Raw genomic sequence first — 5,569 nt, 5'->3', positions numbered from 1 at the left:
CGCTGACGCTCTGAGATGGCAATACTTTCGGCTGCCGCCTCGATTGGCATATTATCGATCTTGTATTCTTGGGGATAATTTCGAGGTAAGGGTGCCTCCATCATCGCTTCAAGATCTAGATAATTTTGGCACAGTTCTTCTAATCGCAAAATACTGGGTTTAATCCGTGCTGCTTCAGCTTCATTTTGCCCAAATGCCGATCGATATTGAACCTCAAAAGGCTCTGTAACAGCACGAGGCTGAACGAAATCACCGATGGCTCTGCCATAAGCGCGCGCGAGTTTAATCAGTTCGGTTGCCTTGATCCGGCGTTCTCCTTTCTCAATTGCAACGATAGTTGTTCTTGCAGCATCAATAATCTCGGCTGCTTGAGCTTGAGTCATGTCACAGCTTTTGCGGGCTTGCTGAAGGAGTTCCCCCAATCTCCCTAGATCGATGTTGTCTAATATATTAGTGGCCATTACAGTTTTCCTTAATCTTATTAAGCGGTTCTCTTGCAGAGAGGCTTTGCCAACGACTAGTCTCGATATAACGATTCACTGTCCCTACTCTTGATGAGGTTGACTGATAGTTGCGACGTTACATCATCCCACTCCGCAACGTAGTTTTGATAAAGTCTAATTAACTTGCTCTGCATCTCCAGCGTAGTCAATTTTTCTACGACATAACATCGATCGACAATATCATCTAGGTTTGGAAATTTACGTGTTAACGCTTCCCACTGAACCTCCTGTGGCTTCGATCGATTCTCCAAAGGAGAGGCTGCGCCAACGAGTAAGCAGCGCAGGGTGTCAACTTGTGCGAGCATATTTCGTAAACTCTCACTTGGATCTTTCGCTGGTAAATAATTTCCATGTAATATTAGATAGCGAGTTTTATCTTCTATTCTGGCAGCACCAAGAGCTTGTCGGCGCAACAGGCAAGAGGAGCAATATCCACACTGACTGAGATTATGCCTGTGTGGGCTATCACATGACTTTGTTAGCGAAGATAGTTTACATGTCGTATCTTCCGCTAATATCTGACACATTTCAGATTTAGTTGAGAATAGGAAAGGATTCCAAACTCGAAATGGCTCTCCTAGAAGCTCTGAAATGAGATCGCTGACTTTCAGTAAAGTCAATGGATGAACCGATCTGGTGTGGTCTAAACCCAATGCTGATGGACGGTAGGGGAGATTAATTGCACCAGTTCCGTTTTCATAAAAGCAAAGCTCTTTTTGCCCCATCAAAGATGCACAGGCAGCACCCAGCATTGCAAACACAACACCTCTTGCACGGGTAATCTTGTTTTTTCTGACTGCATTGCTATCACGGAAGCTGATTGGAACTCGGTATAAAGTACAACGACCTGGAAAGATCGCTCTAATTTGCTTTTCAGTATCTTCCTGTAACCTATGGACATTAACATTGCCTCCAGTACCGAAAAGCACGAATGACTTTTCTGGATGCGATCGCAATCGTTGATATAGACCTGCAAAAGCATCAAGACCACCACTCCACATGGCTACTTCACGCTGAGATGTTAGTGACAATGACGATTGCTGAACTACGGAACGTTCTGCATCCGATCGTTTTGAAAAGTCAAATAGCCATCGACTACCAGTAGCCCATTCAAGCAGGCTTTCAAGCTGTGATCGAAATAATTCAGTATTCATGATTTCAGGGTGACGCACTGGCAGTATCACATGAATACGGGTTTGCGCTTGGCGCAGGTTTTGGAAGGCAAGACGATCTGCAGCATGGATCGCAACAGCAAGATCCATGAGATCGGCAACTACAGAAGGAAACTCCTGTTTAGATCGGAGCTTGAATTCTCGATCGTCCAGCGCAATTTCTACATAACTCTCCTTCTTGGTAGCACGATCTGTAAACTGAATACGCCCATTACTATTTAGCCCAGAGCCAAAATCTAGAGTGTAATCACTATCCTGGGTGCGAATTTCGTTCTTGATGCCTAGCATAGATCTTCATCCATATCCACTGGATTTACTTGACGGCGTGGTAGTCGTAATTTGGCTATACTTCCATCGATATTTGCCTTGTTTGCCCAATTACCGATCGCAGAAACAACCGCAGGCTGAATTTCTTGAATTTGTTGTTTAAGAGTCCGATCGTTCATTCCGGCATGATGTTCATCGGTTAGCGGTAGGCGACCATGAAATCCTGACTCAAACACTGTGGTCATGTATTGTCCCAAAATTGCTTCCGAAATACTACTCGCATTTAGTTCTAGATCGCCACCATACCTAAGCTCATGCAGAAAACTCTTGCCAGCACAGAGAATAAGCTCCTTAATATCATGCATTCCATCAACTTGAAGTATTTTTTCTATCTCCCTATTTGCACTACCCCAGTCAACAGATTTATTTTCGCCCTCCATACTAAGAATTTGGAATAATCTTTCACCCATAACTTGTGCAAGCTTAATCGGCAGATCTCCTTTCTTTTTGAGATCTTGCTTTAGTGCCTTAATCACAATCTGAGTACACTCAGACATACTCGCTTTATTCTCACAAAGCCACTCATACAGCTTTTTGTAGAAACCAAGCCCATTACGGAAAATATCTCCATCAGCCATGTTACTTCCTCCGCAAGTAGAAGTTTGCCTACGATCTCAGCTTAGCTCGACAATCTGACATTGTCAATTATTAAGAGCAATAAAGCTGTCAAATGTCAGGTTGATGAGTCGCAAGTCTACTAGTTTGGAGATTACCATCCTTTTTTATAAGCCGTTTGTCGTAGCTGGGCATATTGCCAGTAGGTGATGCCTTTGTCCTCGCGGTGGATGAGCAGCCCAAACAATTTAATCGATCGGCATATCTCTAAATTAACGATCGAGCTGTAAATAATGACTAAACCGCTCCGACAATCGATCGACCGTAATCGATCGCGTCCAATACTCTACTAGTGTATGGCCGAAAGCATAAGCATTTTTATTTGGAGCAGCAGCGTTATTTAGTAATAATGGCCATAGAGCTAAGAGATCGAAATCGAAGCTCGTTCCGAGCGACTTCATCAACGATTTCGGCTGGCTAGTATTTAACAACGAGTGCAGATCGTAAGCCATTTGCAACTTCCCAATAACGACGGGTAACTGCTCGACGGGAATTTGGGCGGCGAGGACTTGCGCCAGTGCTGGCGTGCCAGTCGTCATTGTGGAGATAAACTCTAGCACGGGACTTTTGAGCAGTTGGGTGAGTCCCTGCGTCGTCGTCATCTGGAGACTGTAGCGATCGATAATTTGCGCCGCCGCCACAATCCGCGCATCGAGATTGCGTAAAAAGCGGGCGAGGCGAATCTGCTTACTCGGCTCGATTTTTTGGAGTAGGGCTAATGATAAAGTATCGATACCCCAAGCCGCTCGTTCGCGTAGCGTCGGCTCTGCCGAATCGATGTTGGGATCGGCATTAACTATCGGTAAAACTAGATCGCAGTACTCAGCTAAAAATTCATTCCGATATGCCGTCGCTTCGCGAATGGCAACTTCCTTGGGACGCGTCCCCCATTGCCAATCATAAGGCGGCGTCCACTCCCGCAGCGGGCGGACTCGATCGACTTGCGTGACAATCGTTACTACTGGCAAATCGGGGGCGGTATTCTTCAGCTCCTGCAAAAAGTCCCGATCCATCTGCAACGCCGGATCGAGAGCTGGAGTCACTAATAATAATAGATCCGCCGTCGCCGCATAAGTGAGGACTTGCGATCGCAAATCCTCACGACTGGCTTGCTCATAGCCAGGACTATCCCACAGCGTCAAGCTCTCACCACTGTCAGTTTGCCATTGATAATTTTGGATCTTGTCAGTACTGGGCAAGACATCGACAACGGCTAATTCTGACTCAAATAACGTGTTAATCAGGCTACTTTTGCCCGCTCCAGTCCGCCCGACTAACAGAATATCGATCGGTTTTTGCTCGATCTTGGCAGGCGGTTCGGCAGCCACCAGGATCTCGCGGAGGCTTTGGGTATTGGCGGTGGTGGGAGCTTTCGGCGCGATCGGTTGCAAAGACGGGATCTGACCGCTATATAGTGCCACAGCTTGACGACAGAGGTTCGTTAAGGCCGCTTCGCGAGTCAGTTGACCCAAATTTACTAAAAGCTGACGATCGGCCATACTCGCCGACCCCTTGGTGGCACGCTTGGCGATCGCCGCAGCGGGATTGAGTACCCATTGTGCCCAGTTCCACACTTGTAGGAATTTCTGTGCGGATGGTGCTAATTTTTGATAGGTTTCGTAGGCTTCATAAGTCTGAGCGATCGTCACGCGATTGAGTGCGGGAGCGAGTTTCTGCATCCATTCGTCCATATCATCAGTGGTACCCCGAATTAGTCCGTAGGCTTGGGTGACATAGATATTCAGCAGCGGATATTTGACTTCGGGATGGTAGATCTTGGCAATGGCGACGATTAGTTCCTGACACCGCTGCCAAAATGTCGTCCAGTCTTCCCAAATCGGTCGATCGAGTTGAGAATCAGTAATTACCTGTTGGAGTACTGCGGTCACAAGATCGGCAGCATCGCCAGTCAATGGCGTAGCATTGGCAGTAATTGTCTCTAGTTCGCGACTCGCGGCGGCGATCACATCGGCACCTTTCCCGATCGAGGATTGTGTCCAGCGTACCAGCAACCATCGCCAACCGACTAATAATAGAGTCAATACACCCCAAATCCAGTTAATGCCCCACTCATGAATCTGGGTGCCCGCAGCGATCAGCAGGAAGATGACGACACTTGCGATCGGCGATATTAAAATAGCCCACTGCCAAGGTTTTAATTGCATATCGCGCTCCTGTAAGCATCAATCTGACGATATCATATTCGATCGATCTCCGCGAAATACACCGATTGTGTTACAAGTTATTAAGACGTTTTAAATCTATATCTTTGGGATGAGAATTTTATTGTTTTAATTGATTAATCTTGAATATCGGTCATTCACAGTGGGAAACGTTTTTGTAGCCTTGAAAATCGCAATTTCCATAGCTTGCTTAACCCGACGATCGATCCGATGATTTGGGTTCGCCAACGACATTATCTACCGATCGCAAATCATTGGTTTCCGATCTTATTGATGAAAACTTGAATCATTCTTCACTTCTTTTCCTATGCCTTTATCACAACAGCATCCCGCTTCGAGCCAACGGCAATTAACGGTAGATGTAGATCCTAATTGGCACACACTGACGATCGATCGAACCTGCTCACAACTCGAAACAAACGATCGAACAGGTTTAACCGATCAACAAGTAATCGATCGACAACAAGAATTTGGCGCGAATGAATTAGTAGCAACGGCTAGTCGGCAATGGTGGCAGATTCTCCTCGATCAATTTACCAATATTATGTTGGTAATGTTGCTCGTCGTGGCGGTGGTTTCTGGTATCTTTGACTTTATGGAAATTCAGGCGGGAAAGACAACTGGATTGCCGTATAAAGATACGATCGCCATTCTCTCGATCGTCATCCTCAACGGGATTTTAGGTTATTTCCAAGAAAGCCGCGCCGAACAAGCATTAGCCGCCCTCAAACGGATGGCTGCACCCCAGGTGAGGGTATTACGCGACAGC

5 protein-coding genes are annotated in these 5,569 nt (G+C 46.3%); 1 reads left to right on the top strand and 4 read right to left on the bottom strand.

The features are described 5' to 3' along the window. The 4 genes from RMO27_RS18365 to RMO27_RS18350 all read right to left on the bottom strand — a co-directional run. Positions 1-461, bottom strand: a 461-nt coding sequence (locus RMO27_RS18365) for a helix-turn-helix transcriptional regulator (RefSeq protein WP_309735188.1), incomplete at its 3' end; no start/stop codon positions are given. A gap of 56 nt (positions 462-517) precedes the next feature. After that, a complete protein-coding gene (locus RMO27_RS18360) occupies positions 518-1,963 on the bottom strand; it encodes a hypothetical protein (protein WP_309735186.1) in 1,446 nt (481 codons plus the stop codon). Then, positions 1,957-2,580 (bottom strand): hypothetical protein, encoded by a 624-nt coding sequence (locus tag RMO27_RS18355; protein ID WP_309735183.1) that lies wholly within the window; start codon positions 2,578-2,580, stop codon positions 1,957-1,959. The genes RMO27_RS18360 and RMO27_RS18355 overlap by 7 nt, the downstream gene beginning before the upstream one ends. A 249-nt stretch (positions 2,581-2,829) precedes the next feature. Then, on the bottom strand, positions 2,830-4,782 hold the full coding sequence (locus RMO27_RS18350) for a GTPase (RefSeq protein ID WP_309735179.1): 1,953 nt from the start codon (positions 4,780-4,782) through the stop codon (positions 2,830-2,832). A gap of 325 nt (positions 4,783-5,107) precedes the next feature. Here RMO27_RS18350 and RMO27_RS18345 point away from each other — a divergent pair. Further along, positions 5,108-5,569: cation-transporting P-type ATPase (locus tag RMO27_RS18345; protein WP_309735177.1), on the top strand; the 462-nt coding region annotated here is incomplete at its 3' end.

Source organism: Chamaesiphon sp. OTE_75_metabat_556 (assembly GCF_031378165.1).
Taxonomy (GTDB): domain Bacteria; phylum Cyanobacteriota; class Cyanobacteriia; order Cyanobacteriales; family Chamaesiphonaceae; genus Chamaesiphon.
The sequence above is the reverse complement of the archived record's forward strand: the minus strand, read 5'-3'. Positions and strand labels throughout refer to the sequence as shown.